Origin of the sequence: Alloalcanivorax xenomutans (assembly GCF_900217905.1) — a bacterium.
Classification (GTDB): Bacteria; Pseudomonadota; Gammaproteobacteria; order Pseudomonadales; family Alcanivoracaceae; genus Alloalcanivorax; species Alloalcanivorax xenomutans.
The window spans coordinates 107414-123184 of the sequence record NZ_OBMO01000009.1; the positions used below are offsets into that span (position 1 = coordinate 107414).

A 15771-nucleotide genomic window follows, 5' to 3' on the forward strand; every position below is an offset into this window, starting at 1 on the left:
ATGTTGAGGGAGCATCGACATGAAGGCGGTGGTGATTACAGGTTGGGGACGTAACCCTCGCTTGGTGGTCCGGGAGATGCCGGAGCCCGGTGAGCCGGGGCCGGATGACGTGGTGGTACAAGTGCGGGCGGCTTCCGTTAATCCCAAGGACTGGAAGCTCAATTATCACCTCGCCCTGCTGGCGACTCCCATGCTGAGCCGGCGACTCCCGCCACTGTTTGGCGATGACCTGGCGGGGACGGTGATCGCCACCGGGCGCAATGTCTCCGACTTTGAAGTTGGTGACGCGGTTTATGGCATGGACATGAATCTGCGTACCGCGTCCCTGGCGGAGCGGACACGTATCAAGCAGACGTGTATTGCCAGGAAACCGGCCTCGTTGTCGTTTCGTCAAGCCGCGGCCATGCCGTTGGCGGCGCTTACCGCATTGCAAGGATTACGCAAGGGGCGGGCACGGGCTGGCGGTAAAGTGCTGATCATCGGCGCCTCCGGCGGGGTGGGAACTTTCGCGGTACAGATTGCCCGGGCGCTCGGTGTCCGGGTGACCGGGGTGTGTAGCGGAAGAAATACGGATTTCGTTCGTAACCTTGGCGCCGATGAGGTGATCGATTATACCCTTGGAGATTACCGCCACGGCGCCGGGACCTTCGATCTGGTCTTTGATGTGGCCGCCAATGAATCCCCTCGCGGTTGCGTTGATCTGATCGCGCCCGGCGGCTGGTTCATTTCCACCGGAGGTCATGCCCGGTCGATGCTGGGGACATCGATATACCGTATGTTGGGCCGGAACGCGGCGAACATCATGGTGGCTCCCCGGCGCAAGGATCTGGAAATCCTGTCGGCCCTGGTTGATGAAGGAAAACTCAGGCCGGTGATCGACAGTGAATTTGATCTTGCCGATATCGAGCAGGCCTACCAGCGTAGCCGCACCGGGCGCTGTCGGGGTAAGGTGGTGATTGGCGTCGCCGAAGAAGGGCCGTCCGGGCCAGTCTCTGATGGGCTCTGATGAAGACTACCTTCAAACTTTGAACGCCTGGTTTCAGGGAGAGAACATTGGTTGATTCTGTTTGCATAAACACAGACTCCGTTGAAATCAGCATTTCCGGAAACATCATGTCCGTTGCTTTTGATGATGTGGTGGGCATTCACGCCTATGTCCTGGAAATCCCGGCTTCCTCGCTGACCTTTGTTGTTCTTGCCACTGAGTCGGGCTACAACCTGGAAGTTCGAAGTGATATGGCGGGATGGAGCCCCTTCCTGCGTGAGCTTGGTGAGCATCTTCCTCTGAAAGTACGGGACCTGCCCGGCCTGATTGGCCAGCTGACCGCCGATACCCCAGTGGCGGAGCTGTATCCATAGACGAAGCCGTTAGGGGAACTGGCTATTAGACAGGCGCCATCGTAAGGAAAAGACGGATGCCGATAAGTACAATGAAAAAGACCACGGACGAAAGAGGCGACCTCTGGCGGGATATCTTCACCGCTCTGGGCTTATCCACCGGTGCCGCGGTTGCCTTGGGATTGTCTCGATTCGCCTACGGTTTGCTGCTGCCTCCGATGCAAGCGGATCTGCAATGGACCTACGTTGAAGCCGGTGCACTGAATACCGCGAATGGGGCGGGTTATATCTTCGGCGCGCTGGTGGCGGCCTGGTTGGCGCGGCGATGGGGAACGGCGCGAGCGTTCCTGGCGGGTTTCTCGGTGAGTGTTCTGGTCCTGCTTTTAACGGCAATGACGGCCAGCCTGTCTGCTCTCATCCTGTTACGAACCGTCGGTGGCGTTTCCACGGCGATTACTTTCATTCTCGGCGCTGGTTTGGTTTCCGCGATCTGTCCGTTGGAAAACCCTCGTCGCCGTGGGGCCCTGGTGGGTGTGTATGTGGCGGGAGTCAGTATCGGCGTTATTCTCTCCGGGGTGGCTTTACCGATCATCCTGCAGGGTGGCGTGCAGCGGTGGCCGGAGGGTTGGATCGTGTTGGGTCTGCTCGGCGCCGCCGGCTTGCCTGCCGCCTGGTTGGCTGCCCGCCGGGTGCATCAGCCGGCGGGTGGCACCATGGCGTTGTTGAGTGCCCGGGAGTGCCGGCGGATCGCACCGACGTTGATCGGCTACGGTGTTTTCGGGGCCGGTTATGTCGGTTACATGACCTTCATTATGGCGCTGCTGCGGGAGCAGGGGGGCAGCAGCGAGCAGATGATCTGGTTCTGGTTCACGCTGGGGCTGGTGTCCGCCGTTACCAATCTTCTGTGGGGACGGGTGCTGGGTGCTTTCAGTGATGGTCGCGGGCCGGCCCTGGTTTTCGCAACGGCCATGCTGGGCACCTTGCCGGTGCTTCTCTATCCGGGGCCGGTGGCGATGTTGCTGTCGGCGATCCTGTTCGGTGGCAGCTTTATGGCGGGCCCCACCTCGATTACCATCGTTGCCCAGCGTCAGTTGTCGCCCGCGTCCTGGACCGCCGCCATTTCATTGCTGACCGTGGGTTTCGCGTTTGGCCAGACCATCGGCCCGATCCTGGCTGGCGCCATATCCGATATGACGGGCAGCATCGAAGCCGGCTTTTGGGTATCTCCGTTACTATTGGCTATTGCCGCCTGTGTGAATCTGTTGCAACGTCCCCCTGTACCGGCTGAGTCTCCGGCGCTTGCCGGTAAGTCCAGTTAGACACCTGTCAGGAGTTGCGAGGATGAAAAGCGCGAAAGTCTTCTGGGACAAGGCGGCGCCTCGTTACGCCAAGAGCCCGGTCAAGGACGAAGAAACCTACCGGAAGAAGCTGTCGATAACCCAGAGCTATCTCCAACGCGATTGGTCGGTGTTGGAGTTTGGCTGTGGTACCGGCAGTACCGCCATCCAACATGCCGCTCATGTGGGCCGGATTCTGGCCACGGATGTTTCTCCCAGAATGCTGGAGATCGCGGAAGGGAAGGTTCGTGAGGCGGGAATTACCAATATCCGCTTTCAGGAGGGCAGCCTGGAAGCCCTGAAGCTGGCGTCATCCAGTTTCGATGCGGTGTTGGGACTGAATATCCTGCATTTGCTGGAGGACGTTCCGGGTACGGTCCGTTGTGTTCATACTCTGCTCAAACCGGGAGGCATTTTTGTTTCCAGCACCGCGCTGGTTGCCGAGATGGCGTTCTATTGGCGATGGGTCATTCCGGTAATGCAGCGTCTGGGATTGGCTCCCTATGTGAGCCCGTTGAGTGAGAAGGGACTGGTGACCCAACTGACCGATGCGGGATTCCACATCGATCACGAATGGCGGGTAACCAGGGAGTCGGTTTTTATCATCGCCAGGAAGCCGTTGATATGAACTATGAGGAATTCAATGCGTTCTGCCGCTCTCTGCCGGCGACTTCCCATGTCGTCCAGTGGGGCGGTTCCCATGTCTGGAAGGTGGGAGGCAAGGTTTTCGCTATCGGAGGGTGGCAAAAGGACGGCCAGCCGGCCTTTACTTTCAAGGCTTCGGAGCTGAACTTCCATATCCTGAGCGAGGAGCCCGGGTTCCGGCCGGCGCCCTATCTGGCTTCCCGCGGCATGAAGTGGATACAGCAATACGATGCTCCCGCCGAGTCGGATGAGCAGCTCAGGTACTACATCAAGGAATCCCACCGTATTGTTGCCTCGGGACTAACCAAGAAGAAGCAGAGGGAGCTGGGCCTAGTGGAGTAAAAAGAGCGGAGTCCTTCACCCGCCCTGTCGCTCCGATAGCCGTTCTTCCAGCGTGCCCAGGCGTTTTTCCATTGTTCTCAGAAGGTCCAGCATCTCCTGCCGTTCATCATGAGCGCGCTGGTTCTCCCGCTCCCTTTCCTCCCGCAGTTCCATGTCGTGCACCTCCTGGGTGGCGTTGACAATGATGGCGATGAACAGGTTCAGCACCATGAAACTGGAGATAAGAATGAAGGGGACAAAGAAGATCCAGGCATGGGGGAATTGCTCGATCACCGGACGGGCGATCCCCATGGACCAGCTTTCCAGGGTCATGATCTGAAACAGGGTATAGATACTGGCGCCCAGAGTGCCAAACCATTCCGGGAATGCCTCGCCGAACAGTTCCGTACCCATTACTCCGAAGATGTAGAACATCATCAGCAGCAAGGCCGCGGTCCAGCCGATGCCGGGCAGGGAGTGCATAAGGGATTCCACCAGCATGCGCAGCCGTTTTACCGTGGACAGGAGCCGCAGTACCCGGAGGATGCGAAGGCTGCGCAGGATCGCCAACTGACCGGAGGTGGGAGCCAGGGAGAGGCCAACGATGAGAAAATCGAAAAAATTCCAGCCGGAGCGGAAGAAGCGGGGGCCGAAGGCGGTCAGCTTGATCAGAATCTCCGCCACGAACACTGCCAGGATGACGCTGTTGAGCAGTGCCAGTAACCCGCCGGCGGCTTCTTCCGCGGCGGCGGAAGTCTCCACCCCCAGAACGATGGCATTGAGGAGGATCAGGGCGGTAATGAAGTGCCGCACTGGCGCTGATTCGATCCACTCTCCCAGCCGTTGGCGCCAACTGTTCAAGACAAGCGTTGTCATACCTTCTCCATCCGTTCAATAGCCTTCGTCACCGGCCCGGGTTCTCCCGGCCGATGGGTCCGGCGTGAAGTATACATTGTGTGATTTAGGAGTCCGACAGCTGGGAACCTGGCAGTTAGTACAGAGTGATAAGAGGAAAGAACGACGGAGTCTTTGCCGAATACCGGCGTGGCTTAGATGGTTACTGCCGGCAGGCGGTCGAAGAGTCGTTCGGGCCGTACTTGTCGCTCTGGCGGGAGCGGGCGATCAAACGGCTGATTGGACCACCTCCTGAATTTCTGGCATTACCCAACGAGGTTTCAAAAGGATGACGGTTCCGAAGGGGCGTTGAGAAGTGATAGGGTGAGTTCTTTCCTGCAAGAGTGAAGGATATGGCCAATGAAAAGGATTTTAAGGAAGTTGTTCGGTTTGAAATCAGGCACGAGAAGCCCTGATGAAGCCTTTCCCGCCAGGAAAACCCCGGAAGAATGGGCATCCTGAAGCGGCTGGAGGATCACAACGGTCTCACGGTTCAGGAAGTTCAGGTCGCCGAAGATGACTTTGTCATGGTGCTGATCAGCGAGGCACGGCAGCCTCTGCCTTTGGGAGTCGACCTGCCCAACGGGCGAATGGATCTTCTTGGCGCCACCGTTATAACCGATGACGAGATGGAATGGTTCATGGGGAACGGTCGGGGTGCGCTGCTGGACAAGTTGATCGCCGCGGGAGTGGGGCAAGTCAGCGAGCGGGACGGAAAATCAATCCTGCAGGGATAATGACACGATGCTTGATGAATCAGAGATGAATCCGGAGCGCTGGGCCCGACTTATGACGCTGTGGGACTTCGGCGACAATACCGAGACGTATCGCTCCTTGGTGTCTTCCTACTCAGGGAAGGGCCGTTACTACCATTCGCGAGAACATGTTTCCGCTTGTCTTCGACATCTGGATAGATGCGTTTCGGAGATACAGTCCCCCCGTGAAGTAGAATTGGCCTTATGGTTTCATGATGCCATCTATGAGCCGCTTTCAGGAAAGAACGAGAAGAAGAGTGCTGACTGGGCACAATCTTTCGTGCTGGAGAATGGAGCATCCAGAGATATCGCCGATAGGCTGCACCGTCTCATTATGGTGACCGAGCACAATGCTCCTGCGAAGACGAGTGATGAATCGCTGCTAGTGGATATCGATCTGGCTGTATTGGGCGCGGAACCCGCAATTTACCAGATCTTCGAAGAAGGCGTGCGCAGCGAATACAAGATGGTGCCATGGCCTTTATATAAAAAGAAGAGAGTGGAGGTGCTCAAGGGCTTTCTTGATCGCCCCAGGATCTTTCAGAACGAGCCTTTCCTGACGGAGCGCGAGCAGCAGGCCAGGAAAAATCTGGCGGCTGCAATATCGAAACTGGACGGATAGTCAGAAGAGATCCGGGATAACAGAGTCAGTAAGGGAGTTTGGCGGTGTCGAAAGTGATATTGAAAGGGTACATCGTGGTACCCGGGCCTGATCTTGAAGCCGTCAAGGCCGAGCTGGCTAAGCATATTGATTCCACTTTGAGAGAGCCCGGCTGCCTCTTGTTTGAGGTGTCCCAGGATGTGTCCAATCCGTACAGATTCAATGTCCATGAGGTATTTTCGGATAATGACGCTTTTGAAGCTCACCAGACGCGAGTGCGGCAATCAAAGTGGGGGAAGGTTTCCGCAAGAGCGGAGCGGCATTACAAGGTTAGTCACCGATAGATGAAGATATATACAGGAAACCTGCTTCGCCGCTGAGTTATAAGGAGATTGTGAACTTTGGACGCCAAAGAATTTGCAGCACGCTGGAAATCCGAGAAGGACTCGACTCTGAGGCTGCTTCGAGAAGGGCAAGGGCTGGCCGCGCAGCGAATCAGGGAAATAGGGCTTTCTACCGACCAGCAAGCGAAACTTTGGGCAGCTATGGATGTGGCGTTGACGGACGTCTTCTACACGCTGCTTCTTGGCTTGGATGGTAGTGCTGGCATCGGGGGTATCCAGGAGGCGTATACGATCCGGGACGAACAGGGGAACACACTTGCCGGCAACGGTGAGTTGGAGGCGGCCGCATACGAACAGTTCCACGGTCTGGGTAGTAGGGTGAGATATGCGGATTGAAAGTGTCAAGAAGAGCGACCATGGTCGTTTGATAGAAATATGGGAAGCGTCCGTCAGGGCAACTCATGACTTTCTAATGGAAGAAGATATAGAGGTGCTCAGGCCACTTATACTTGAGCAATACTTTGACGCGGTTGAGCTTACCTGTGCCCGGGATGAATCCGGCGAGATTAAGGGATTCTGTGGCGTGAGCGAAGGAAACATAGAGATGCTGTTCATCACACCGGAGGCACGCGGAACCGGTGTCGGGTCTTTACTGGTGGCGCAAGCCGTGGAGTGGCAAGGTGCCACAAAAGTAGACGTTAATGAACAGAACGACCAGGCTCTGGGTTTCTATAAGCGCATCGGTTTTTCGGTAGTGGGTCGCTCGCCTTTGGATGGGCAGGGTAAACCCTACCCACTATTACACATGGAATTGGCTTAGTCGGCCTGGCTGCGATCCAGAGATTCGTGCACTTCCGAGACGGCTTTGTCCCTTATCGCGCCGATTTACGGATATGAGCGACTCATCGGCTTCCTGTACTACGATCTGCCGTTGAATGGCGGGGACGGACCTGGCCGCGAGCTTTCGTCTGGAAAGCGTCGATGACGCGCTGAGTGTCATTCTGGAAGAGATCCATGTGCTCTAGATGGAGATCAGCGATGGCCGGAGCGGGAGCGATGCTGTCTGGTGGCGTTGGCACGGCAAAGCATCGGGCAGGATCAGGCAAGGGGAGTACCTTGCCGTTCGCCAGGGTTTATGTTGGCATGCTACACGTCAACCGACTTTGGCTAATCGTGAGAGCATTCCAATGACCGACGACACCTATACGCCTCCGAAAGTCTGGCAATGGGAACCCGGCAACGGCGGCAAGTTCGCCAACATCAACCGGCCCATCGCCGGCGCAACCCATGACAAAGAGCTGCCGGTGGGCAAGCACCCATTACAGCTTTACTCCCTGGCCACGCCCAATGGCGTCAAGGTCACGGTAATGCTGGAGGAGTTGCTGGCTCTGGGCCACACTGGCGCTGAGTATGACGCCTGGCTGATCAATATCGGCGAAGGCGATCAATTCGGTAGCGGCTTCGTGGAAATCAATCCCAACTCCAAGATTCCCGCCATGATGGATCACAGCGTGGATCCGCCGCAGCGTGTTTTTGAAACCGCCTCCATTGTCCTGTATTTGGCGGAGAAATTCGGCGCTCTGATACCCAAGGAGCACGGGGCCCGCACCGAGTGTATGAACTGGCTGTTCTGGCAGCAGGGCGCGGCGCCTTTCCTGGGCGGTGGTTTCGGCCACTTTTATGCCTATGCCCCGGAGAAGTATCGCTATCCCATCGATCGCTACACCATGGAAGTGAAACGCCAGCTCGACGTGTTGGATCGCCACCTGGCGGAGAACACTTATCTGGCCGGTGATGAATATTCCATCGCTGATGTGGCCACCTGGCCCTGGTACGGGCAGTTGGTATTGGGACGTTTGTACGACGCCGCTGAATTCCTGGATGTGACGTCCTACAAGAATGTGACCCGTTGGGCCAACGAAATTGACGCTCGCCCGGCGGTGAGCCGTGGCCGTATGGTGAACCGGACTTTTGGCAAGCCCGAAACCCAGCTCCGTGAGCGTCATGACGCCAGCGATTTCGATACGCGCACCCAGGATAAGCTTGAGGCGTCCTGATCACGGATGGCATGAGCAGGGATGAGTGCACTCTTTCATAACGGAAGGTACAGGCTGGATACCGTGCCTCGTGAGATGAGAATGTCTCACTGGGTCCATGCTCCGGTGCTCATTGATACGGAGACGGCCGAGGTCCTGCTGGATCTCGGCGACAGTCCTTGGGACTTACGAGGCGCGAAGGAGGAAGGGCGGGCTATCCTGCTGACACTGGCGCATTATCCGGATGGTAATAGAGAATACGAGCTGCTTTTGTATCCTGATGCCGGAACGATGGCCGTTGGTGGTTGTGAGTATCCGTTGGCCAGAGCCGCGGAGATCTTGAAAACCGCGCTGCCATAAAGTCCATTGCAAATAAAGTGCACCGTGCGACTCTGTATGCGGTGCCTGTTGGAAGCGGGGTTTACGTCATGACTTCTTTCAACCCTGTATTGGATAGAAAGGCGCATATTATCGTGGACAACAACGAGGTGGACAGGCCGTTTATCGTTAAATGGGATGATCGTTCACTGGATTGAAAGGGGCATGCGTGACCCTGGCAAGGTAAAAAATCCAATCCCCACGTCGCTAGGCGTGGTCAGTCGCTCCCCAGGAGGGAACGGATATGTCTCTTTCAGTGGATACGCTGGGTGAAATACGGGCCCTGGTGCGCGGTGGGTTCGATGAGCGTGATGACATCATCGGAATCCTGTGTGAGGAGATGTATGAACCGGGAGAGCTGGACGAGCAGGCGGTGGAGCAGGCCGTGGACGCTGCTTTCAGTGAATTGGAGCATGAAAAACGTCAATGGCCGACGGTAACGGATTGCGACCGTTTGGAGCAGGCGTTCCTGGCGCTCAATAAGCGGGGTGTGATTGCCTTGCACAATGCCGGGTACACGCAGGATGACGGCTATGCCGACGTTCAGGAAGTGTTCGCCGAACACTCTGAGCAGGACAGCGTTAGCGGCTATTGCTTTTATCACGGTCAGGATCTGGAATGCGTGGTGTCCGGCGGCGGTCTATATCTGGCCTTTGGCCCCATGGATCCGCCGCATGAAGAAACGGAGGGGCCGGTGGTGGGTGCCCTGATTGTGGAAGAGCTCACCAAAGCCGGCCTGAATGTGCAATGGGATGGGACCTTCGCCCACCGCATCTTCATTCCCGATATGGACTGGAAGCGTCGATAACGTCGCGGATTATTGCCATTTGCTTTCGATGGGGGTGCCCCGTCCCACGGTCTTGGTCACCGGGGTTTTGGCGGCGATCTCCAGTAGCCGCTGCCGTTGCTCGTCGGTCAGCTCCCTGCTGCAGGACAGGGTCCGGTCGATGAACTCGTTGCCGTCTTCGTCGCGACGGAAGTGCAGATGCACGCTGATTTCTCCCAGATCCCAGCCCTTGCGATCGGCGTACATGCGCAGGGTAATGGAGGTACAGGCACCCAGGCCGGAGAGCAGCAGTTCGTAGGGATTGGGGCCGCTGTCCTCTCCACCCAGATCGGCGCCCTCATCGGCCTGAAGGCGATGGTGGCGGGCGTGGATATGCTGCTGGTAGTGGGTGTCGCTGTATACCGATACCTTGGCCATTGCGGTCTCCTTGGCGAGGGGCGAACAGAGTTCATACTGTGCCACACCCATGCCGGTATCGGGAATGCCCCTCGCCGTTGGAATCCTGTCTCCGTCGGGAGGGGCGGTCTGAATCAGACTGCGTGGGAGGCCAGATCATTATCGATTTGCCGTGCCTTGATGGCCGCGGGGCGCTCCATCAGATTGGCGCAGTAGCGTTCGAATACCGGCCGCTTTTCAATGGCGCCGACAGCCATCTCGTAACCCAGGTAAGCGCCAGCGAGCAGGTCGGCGGCGGTGAATCGCTTTCCAACCAGGTAATCGCGCCAGCGTAGTTCGTTTTCCAGCGTATTCAGTACCCGGTCCAGCGTGCCATATCCGGCGGTGGCCGCCTTCTTGGCATCGTTGCCGATCTCGAAACCCAGCACATGGTTGGTGCAGGCGGCATCGAACGGGCCGGCGATGAAAAACAGCCAACGATAGTAAGCGCCCCGCTCCCGGCTGGTCGGAGCCGGTGCCAGTCCGGCTTGCGGGAAGGCATCGGCCAGATAGGTGCAGATCGCCGAGACTTCGGTGACAACGGTGTCGCCGTGCACCAGGGCGGGTACCTTCCCCATCGGGTTGATCGCCAGATAGTCCGCGTCTCTCATCCCCAAACCGAACGACAAAACATGAGTGCGGTAGGGCTGATTTACTTCTTCAAGCATCCACCGCGCCACCCGCGCCCGAGACATGGGATTGGTATAGAAAACCAGATCCTGACTCATGCAATCCTCTCCGTGTCGTTATTGATTGGAAGAGGAGTGTAAGAGTGTCTCCTGTCAGATAATGGCAGCAGTGTTGCCGGACGGGGCGTCAGCCCTTCTTCGCCACTTTCTCCAGCGCCAGCAGGGTATCCATGTAACTGACGAAGTGGCTCAGATAGTCCGGTGACAGGCCGCGCAGGGTTTCGACGCTGCGGGTAACCAGGCGGTGTGCGTTGAGCGGGCCGGCGTCGCCGGGTGTCTGGGCGATGGCGTGGTCGATGCGTTTTTGGGTATGCAGGCGGGCGCGGGTGGCGCGCAGCTGGCGCAGGGCCTTGAGTTCCCGCGGCGATGTCAGGGGACGGATGTCGCGAGGCCCCTTGCCGGCGACCTTCTGAAACAGGTTGGGATGGTCTCTTAGCAGGGAATCCAAAGGGGTGTTGTCGGCGTCTTCGTCGTCGATATCGTTGTTTTGCAGTGCCTCCAGCAATGCCACCAGCGGTGACGGTGATCTCCATACCTGCTGCTCGGCGAGGCGCTGGAAGGCGCGCAGGTCACCGCTTTCGAACAGATGATCCAGCTGTGCCTGTGTCGTGTCGTCGAGAGTGTCATAAGGCAAAGCGGCGCGTCGTGCCCGGGCCGCCTCCCGCGCTTCTTCGAAGCGTGTTTGATAGTCCGTCAGTGCTTGCTGCAATTTGTCCTGCTGAGCCGGTGCTGGCGCGCGCGGGCTTTCCGCCAGCCGTCGCGCCAGCGCTTCCAGATAACGGAAGCGCACTGGATCGTAGCGGTCGGCGCGGTCGTCACGTAACCGGGCAAGGCGGTCCAGAGGCGTGGGGGCCGAATTGACGTCACTCATCATTCTCTGCCTGATTGCTCTGGCGCGGTACGGTGGTGATCTCCACCCGGCGGTTCTGGGCGCGGGAAGCCTCGCTCTGGTTCGGAACCACCGGCTGGTTATCGCCGAAAGCGGCGGCGAAGATGCGATCCGCCGGCATGCCCTGGGCGATCAGGGTGCGGGTGACGGTCAGCGCTCTCTGTGCTGAGAGTCCCCAGTTGTCCTGATAACGCGGATTTCCTTTCTGGATTGCCAAGTCGTCGGTGAAGCCGCTCACCATCAGCAACTCATCATGCTCGCTGAGATAATTCCGCAGCGGTTCCACCAGGCTGCTCAGCAATTTTTCGCCCTTGGGTTGCAGGACATCGGAATTGAGCGCGAACAGCACACTTCCGCTGATGCCGATGCGGCCGTTATGGAAAGTGATGCGACCGCTGGAGAGGGGATCCCGCAGGGCGTCTTCCAGGGCGATACGGCGCTGTTCCTCCACTTGGCGGCGGGCTTTTTCCTGTTGCAGGGACTGGCTCAGCTCCAGCTGGATGCCGATCACCCACACCGTGATCAGCACAAAGATGCCCACCAGTGCCGCCATCAGATCGGAGAAGATGGCCCATACCGGCGTGGCCTGGGCCTGGCTGTCGTGCAGCTCGTCCATCAGCCGGCTCCGTTGCCGTTGGTGGCCGACTGCTGGCGCACGGCGCCAAGCGCCTCAAGCACATCCTTCTGCGAGGTCATGCTCAGGTCGATGACTTCACGGGCTTGCTCCACATAGTAAGCCAGTTGTTCGTCGCTGCGTGCGGTGGCCTGTTCCAGCGCGGTTTCCACCCGCTGAAGATGATCCACCAGCTTGTCATTGGCGTCGCTGAACAGCTGCACGGCGACGGAGAACGCCTCGCTGAGGCTGGCCACTTCATGGGCGCCGCCGGTGACGTCCGACGTCACTTCATCCAGCTTGCGGCTTTGTTCGTCCACCTGCTGCGAGAAGGCGTCGCTGACGGTTTTGAGGATATCTCCGGAATCGCGGATCAGGCTTTCCACCGCCTCGCGTTGGGCGGCGGCGGTTTCACGCTGAGCGGCCAGCAGGGTTTCCAGCTCCGCCATGATACGCCGGCGCTCCTCCAGCATTTCGTTGTCGCGTTCACTGCCGCGAGCCATCTCCTCGCGCAGCTGGCTGATCACTTCGGCGGCGGCCTTGGGCGTCTCCGAAGCGGTTTCGATCAGTCTCGTCATGGGCGCTTCCAGAGCCGCGCCCAGGTCGCCGAGATGGCGGGTAACCGTGGTTTCCAGTTCTGCCAGCCGCGCGGTGGCGGTTTCGCCGCGCCGGGCTTCTTCATCGCGCAGCGCGGACAGGGCTTCGCCCGTATCCGTTATCAGTTTCTCCAGGCCGCCGCGCTGCTGCGCTATAAGCGTCTCGGCGGCGTTCTGGAATTGCGCATTGTGGCTTTGCAGTGTCTGGGTGATGTTCTCAATCAGGCCCGCGGCGGAACGCTGCTGTTGATCCAGGCCGTGGCGCCAATGTTCGGCGGTTTGCTCGGTGGTGGCCTGGAAGCGATCGGCCAGTGTCGCCAACTGCTGCTCGCCGGTGCTTTGCAGCTGCTGGTGGTGCTCGCGAGTCTGCTCCAGCAATGCAGTGCTATGTTGGTGGAAAGTGTCGTTGTGGTCTTTCAGGGTGGCGCCAAGGGTCTCCGCCAGGTGGGCGTTGGTTTGCTGTTGCTGGTTCAGGCCATCTCGCCACAGTTCCGCCGCTTGCTCGGTGGTGGTCTGGAAGCGCTCGGCCAGCGCCGTCAATTGCGTCTCACTGGCCCGCTGCAAATGCTGATGATGCTCTTTCGCCTGAGCCAGCAGAAGTTCGCTTTGTTCACGGAAGCGTTCGCTATGCGCCCGCAGCGCTTCGGCTACTTGTTCCGTCAACTGGCGGCTGTGTTGTTGCTGTTCGCCAAGACCGGATTGCCAGACCCGGGCGGCCTGCTCGGTGGTGGCCTGGAAGTGTTCGGCCAGTTCCGATAATTGTTGCTTGCCCGTTTCGCGCAGTTGCTGATGGTGCTCCCGCGTCTGTGCCAGCAGTTCGCTGCTGTGTTGTTCGAAGCGGCTGTTGTGCGCCTGGAGCGCGGCGTCGATATCGGCGACCAGTTTGCCGCTGGTCTGTTGTTGCTCGGCAAGCCCCTGGCGCCAATGCAAGGCGGCTTGTTCGGTGGTGCTCTGGAAGCGTTCCGCCAGGGCGCCGAGTTGGCGCTCGCTGATTTCGCTGAGCGCTTGGTGGGTGCTTTCCGCCTGCTGCCCAAGGCGGGCCATGGCCGCTTCCACAATCGGGCGGGTGCTCTCCGCCGCGATGCGGCCGCTGTCCGCCAGACTTTGTTTCAGGGTCTCGCTGACCGAACGGGCCAGTTGTTGGTAGTGGCCGCTGACATTGTCGTGGAATTGCTGCTGGTTTTGCGTCAAGGCACCGCTGACCTGCTCGCTCATGTGTTCCATGCGTTCGGCAAGATGACCCAGTTGGGCGACCACTTCGGGGAAGGCGGCGGACTGCTCTCGCAACGCCTGGTAAGTGTCGCGCTGTTGCTGGCCGATCGAGAACGCACGCAGTTCCGTGGCGATATGACCGTCCAGCTCGCGGCCGGCCACAATCCGGTCACGGCGGCTCAGGACGGCGGCCAGGCCCAGCATGGCGGAGCTGGCGACACCGGCGATGGAAGTGCCGAACGCCAGACTCATGCCGCTGATCGGCGCGGCCAGCGCATTACGGATGGCGTGCAGCTCGCTGCCGCCTTCCAGGGCGGTAACGGCACCGCGCAGAGTCACGATCATGCCGATGAAGGTGCCGAGCAGGCCGAGCATGACCAGCAGCCCGGAGAGGTAAGGGGTCAGCATCGGGCCGGGCAGGGCAGCCGGTTCCCCTTCCACCCGGCGGCGTACCGTGCCGCGCAGGGAGGCCGGCAGGCCGGCGAGCCACTGACCCAGGCTTTCCGGGCTGCCCGGCAGTTGCCCCAGGCTCTGGCGCATTTGATCGGTGGCGCGGCGAAACTGTCGCAGTTCCAGAAAGCCCAGCCCATAGACCAGCGCGATCAGCAAGGTGGCGGTCAGCGCCACCAGGTCGGTGCCGAGAAAGCCCAGGCCCACCCAGATCACCGTGATGGCGCCCAGAATGAAGGTCAGCGCGAAAAGAAAACGTGTCATTGCGGGAGTGGTTCCTCGTGATTCAATGCGTCCAGCAGGCCTTGCACCGGTTCCAACCGGGTTTCCAGCTCGGCCAGCAGCAACGTCTGCATTTCCTGTCGAAACTGGTGTAACCAGCCCCCCGGCGCCACCCAGGCGTCGGCCGGATCGGGCTGATCTTCCGGTTGTTGATTGCGGTGCGCCCGCCAAAGAGAGCGAAAGCGTTTGCCCAGCACCATCGGTATGGCGGCGAAGCAGTAACGGCCATAGCTGGCCAGAGTGTTGTCGAACACCGTGTCGAGCACGGCGAGCTGGGCGAGAGTGTGATTCTGGGCGGCGAAGCCGTCACGCAGGCGTTGCCGCAGATACTGGATGGCGGTGATCAGCTGTCTCTGATGAGACAGGTAAAAACGTTCATAGGGTTTGAACACCGGTGGCGTTTCGACGGTCCGCGGCAGCCGCAGCTTCACCTTGGCCTCGCCGGGATCAAAACTCAGCGTGATGCCGCTGATGAGGGTGTCACGGGTCTGGTTGAAGTCCGCCCGGAGACGTTCCGTCAGACCTTCTTCGGGGCGGAATGGCCCCATGGACTGGTACTTATAGGCGGCGTCCAGCGCAATGGTATCGGACAGGTCAAACAGCCGGCCCATGCGCTCCGCGAAGCAACCGTGAGTACCAAGGCCGGTGCCGTTGCCCAGTGCGGCCACCAGCTGTACCAGTCGGGCGCTGGGAGGAGCCGGTTGCGCTTTTTTTTGCGTCCTGTGCGTGCTGTTGCTCATGGGCCGCCGTGGCTAGGAAAAAGGTATGACCATGCCGTCGCCTGACGCGACGGGAAACCGCCCATTCTAATCAACTGCGGCGGCCCCACCAATCCTGCGGATGCCTGAGTCGGGTTGGCGGTCAGCCGGGATCGTTGGCGGCGGACATGCTAACCACGCCCTGGGCCCGCAGAGCGTCGATAGCACTATCGGTGAAGCCGGCTTCCCTGAGCACGGCCCGGCTGTCATTGCCGAGGCGCGGCGCCGGCCGATCCGGTTGCGTCGGGGCATTGATGAAGCGCAACGGGTGGCGGGTGGCGAGCAGCTTCCCTTCGCTGGGGTGATCCACCTGTTGAAAGAAGCCCACCGCGCGTAAATGGGGGTCGGCGAGCAAGTCTTCCAGCGTGTTTACCGGGCCGCAAGGGATATCCCGTGCTATTTTGAATCAAA

21 protein-coding genes are annotated in these 15771 nt (G+C 59.3%); 13 read left to right on the forward strand and 8 right to left on the reverse strand.

The features are described 5' to 3' along the window. The first annotated feature begins 19 nt into the window (after positions 1–19). The 5 genes from CRO06_RS08805 (at position 20) to CRO06_RS08825 (ending at position 3662) form a co-directional block, all read left to right on the forward strand. Positions 20–1006, forward strand: coding sequence for an NAD(P)-dependent alcohol dehydrogenase (locus CRO06_RS08805; protein ID WP_097058258.1), 987 nt, complete (start codon positions 20–22; stop codon positions 1004–1006). A 107-nt stretch (positions 1007–1113) separates the two neighbouring features. Beyond that, complete coding sequence (locus tag CRO06_RS08810; RefSeq protein ID WP_097058259.1) at positions 1114–1359, forward strand: hypothetical protein; 246 nt, start codon at positions 1114–1116, stop codon at positions 1357–1359. A 56-nt stretch (positions 1360–1415) separates the two neighbouring features. Then, positions 1416–2657 carry a YbfB/YjiJ family MFS transporter gene (locus CRO06_RS08815; RefSeq protein ID WP_097058260.1) on the forward strand — a complete coding sequence of 414 codons (1242 nt, stop codon included), beginning with the start codon at positions 1416–1418 and terminating at the stop codon, positions 2655–2657. A gap of 22 nt (positions 2658–2679) precedes the next feature. Continuing rightward, positions 2680–3303, forward strand: coding sequence for a class I SAM-dependent methyltransferase (locus CRO06_RS08820; RefSeq protein WP_097058261.1), 624 nt, complete (start codon positions 2680–2682; stop codon positions 3301–3303). Further along, complete coding sequence (locus CRO06_RS08825; RefSeq protein WP_022996994.1) at positions 3300–3662, forward strand: MmcQ/YjbR family DNA-binding protein; 363 nt, start codon at positions 3300–3302, stop codon at positions 3660–3662. The genes CRO06_RS08820 and CRO06_RS08825 overlap by 4 nt, the downstream gene beginning before the upstream one ends. Before the next feature lie 15 nt (positions 3663–3677). Here the strand turns inward: CRO06_RS08825 and CRO06_RS08830 are convergent, their stop codons facing one another. Further along, positions 3678–4517, reverse strand: coding sequence for an ion transporter (locus tag CRO06_RS08830; RefSeq protein WP_097058262.1), 840 nt, complete (start codon positions 4515–4517; stop codon positions 3678–3680). A 467-nt stretch (positions 4518–4984) separates the two neighbouring features. Between CRO06_RS08830 and CRO06_RS08835 the strand changes: the two genes are divergently transcribed. The 8 genes from CRO06_RS08835 to CRO06_RS08870 all read left to right on the forward strand — a co-directional run bounded on the left by CRO06_RS08835 (position 4985) and on the right by CRO06_RS08870 (position 9457). Next, a complete protein-coding gene (locus CRO06_RS08835) occupies positions 4985–5272 on the forward strand; it encodes a suppressor of fused domain protein (protein WP_179746540.1) in 288 nt (95 codons plus the stop codon). 7 nt (positions 5273–5279) lie between these two features. Further along, complete coding sequence (locus CRO06_RS08840) at positions 5280–5912, forward strand: HD domain-containing protein (RefSeq protein WP_097058263.1); 633 nt, start codon at positions 5280–5282, stop codon at positions 5910–5912. A gap of 74 nt (positions 5913–5986) precedes the next feature. Then, positions 5987–6235: a putative quinol monooxygenase gene (locus CRO06_RS08845; RefSeq protein WP_244902806.1), complete on the forward strand. Its 249-nt coding sequence runs from the start codon at positions 5987–5989 to the stop codon at positions 6233–6235. Positions 6236–6292: 57 nt separating this feature from the next. After that, entirely contained in the window at positions 6293–6631 is a 339-nt protein-coding gene (locus CRO06_RS08850; protein ID WP_022996989.1) for a hypothetical protein, read from the forward strand. After that, the gene (locus tag CRO06_RS08855) at positions 6621–7055 is read left to right on the forward strand and encodes an acetyltransferase (protein ID WP_022996988.1); all 435 of its coding nucleotides are present in this window, start codon (positions 6621–6623) and stop codon (positions 7053–7055) included. Before CRO06_RS08850 ends, CRO06_RS08855 begins: the two co-directional genes overlap by 11 nt. Positions 7056–7422: 367 nt before the next feature. Continuing rightward, positions 7423–8292: a glutathione-dependent disulfide-bond oxidoreductase gene (gene yghU, locus CRO06_RS08860; protein WP_097058265.1), complete on the forward strand. Its 870-nt coding sequence runs from the start codon at positions 7423–7425 to the stop codon at positions 8290–8292. A gap of 81 nt (positions 8293–8373) precedes the next feature. Further along, positions 8374–8631, forward strand: a complete 258-nt coding sequence (locus CRO06_RS08865) for a hypothetical protein (RefSeq protein ID WP_143247735.1) — start codon at positions 8374–8376, stop codon at positions 8629–8631. A 262-nt stretch (positions 8632–8893) separates the two neighbouring features. Next, positions 8894–9457 carry a DUF6891 domain-containing protein gene (locus CRO06_RS08870; protein WP_097058267.1) on the forward strand — a complete coding sequence of 188 codons (564 nt, stop codon included), beginning with the start codon at positions 8894–8896 and terminating at the stop codon, positions 9455–9457. Between the two features lie 9 nt (positions 9458–9466). Here CRO06_RS08870 and CRO06_RS08875 read toward each other — a convergent pair whose 3' ends face one another. From CRO06_RS08875 to CRO06_RS08905, 7 genes are all read right to left on the reverse strand, one after another. Next, positions 9467–9853: an OsmC family protein gene (locus tag CRO06_RS08875; RefSeq protein WP_055099395.1), complete on the reverse strand. Its 387-nt coding sequence runs from the start codon at positions 9851–9853 to the stop codon at positions 9467–9469. A gap of 113 nt (positions 9854–9966) precedes the next feature. Beyond that, positions 9967–10599, reverse strand: a complete 633-nt coding sequence (locus CRO06_RS08880) for a glutathione S-transferase family protein (RefSeq protein ID WP_022996980.1) — start codon at positions 10597–10599, stop codon at positions 9967–9969. Between the two features lie 88 nt (positions 10600–10687). Beyond that, a complete protein-coding gene (locus CRO06_RS08885; protein ID WP_101536272.1) occupies positions 10688–11431 on the reverse strand; it encodes a DUF2894 domain-containing protein in 744 nt (247 codons plus the stop codon). After that, positions 11424–12065 (reverse strand): OmpA family protein, encoded by a 642-nt coding sequence (locus CRO06_RS08890; protein ID WP_022996978.1) that lies wholly within the window; start codon positions 12063–12065, stop codon positions 11424–11426. Before CRO06_RS08890 ends, CRO06_RS08885 begins: the two co-directional genes overlap by 8 nt. Next, positions 12065–14584 (reverse strand): DUF802 domain-containing protein, encoded by a 2520-nt coding sequence (locus tag CRO06_RS08895; RefSeq protein WP_244902800.1) that lies wholly within the window; start codon positions 14582–14584, stop codon positions 12065–12067. The genes CRO06_RS08890 and CRO06_RS08895 overlap by 1 nt, the downstream gene beginning before the upstream one ends. Then, positions 14581–15342: a DUF3348 domain-containing protein gene (locus CRO06_RS08900; protein ID WP_051414149.1), complete on the reverse strand. Its 762-nt coding sequence runs from the start codon at positions 15340–15342 to the stop codon at positions 14581–14583. The genes CRO06_RS08895 and CRO06_RS08900 overlap by 4 nt, the downstream gene beginning before the upstream one ends. A 121-nt stretch (positions 15343–15463) precedes the next feature. Next, positions 15464–15760 (reverse strand): CoA transferase, encoded by a 297-nt coding sequence (locus tag CRO06_RS08905; RefSeq protein WP_097058269.1) that lies wholly within the window; start codon positions 15758–15760, stop codon positions 15464–15466. Positions 15761–15771: the final 11 nt, after the last annotated feature.